1 pseudogene is annotated in these 1,122 nt (G+C 59.4%); it reads right to left on the bottom strand.

Annotated elements, in window-relative coordinates:
• A pseudogene (locus ASN89_RS25420) lies at positions 1-1,122 on the bottom strand (DNA-directed RNA polymerase subunit beta'); the annotation flags it as partial.

Below are 1,122 nucleotides of genomic sequence, written 5' to 3' on the forward strand. Positions count from 1 at the left end.
GACCGGTCACTTCGTCGACCTGACGGGCTACGGTGACGCCTTCTTCGACGTTCTCGAAACGCACTTGACCGGCGTATTCGGTAATGATCGGACGGGTCAGCGGATCCCACGTTGCCAGGGCCGTACCGGCCTTGATGACCATGCCGTCCTTGACGATCAGGGTCGCACCGTACGGTACTTTATGACGCTCACGCTCACGGCCATGGTCGTCGGTAATCAGCACTTCGCCGGAACGGGAAATGACGATTTGCGCGCCCTTGCCGTTCGTCACGTAACGCATGGTTGCCGTGAAGCGGATGGTACCGTTCGACTTGGCTTCCACCGACGATGCCACTGCTGCACGCGATGCCGCACCACCAATGTGGAACGTACGCATGGTCAGCTGGGTACCAGGCTCACCAATCGACTGCGCAGCCACCACACCGACGGCTTCGCCGGCGTTGACCAGCATGCCGCGGCCCAGGTCGCGGCCATAGCACTTGGCGCACAGGCCGAAGCGCGTATCGCAAGTCAGTGGCGTGCGAACCTTGACTTCATCGATGGACAGACGCTCGATCTCTTCGACCATGTCTTCGTCCATCAAGGTGCCGGCTTCGTACAGCGTTTCCTGGGTTTCAGGATTGACGACGTCATGCACCACCACGCGGCCGAGGATACGGTCACGCAACGGTTCGATGACTTCACCACCTTCGACCAGTGCCTTCATGACGGCGCCGTTCATGGTGCCGCAATCATCTTCGATCACCACCAAGTCTTGCGTCACGTCAACCAGACGACGCGTCAGGTAACCGGAGTTAGCCGTTTTCAGCGCCGTATCGGCCAGACCTTTACGAGCGCCGTGGGTCGAAATGAAGTACTGCAAAACGTTCAGACCTTCGCGGAAGTTCGCGGTAATCGGCGTTTCGATAATCGAGCCATCCGGTTTGGCCATCAGACCACGCATACCGGCCAACTGGCGAATCTGGGCTGCGGAACCGCGCGCGCCGGAGTCGGCCATCATGTAAATGGCGTTGAACGATTCTTGCGTCGACTTGGTGCCGTCGCGGCGGATCACGTCTTCGACTTTGAGCTGGTCCATCATGGCCTTGCCGACTTCATCCGAGGTTTTGCCCCAGATATCGA

This window comes from Janthinobacterium sp. Ant5-2-1 (genome assembly GCF_001445815.1).
In the GTDB taxonomy this organism is placed as follows: Bacteria; Pseudomonadota; Gammaproteobacteria; order Burkholderiales; family Burkholderiaceae_D; genus Janthinobacterium; species Janthinobacterium lividum_E.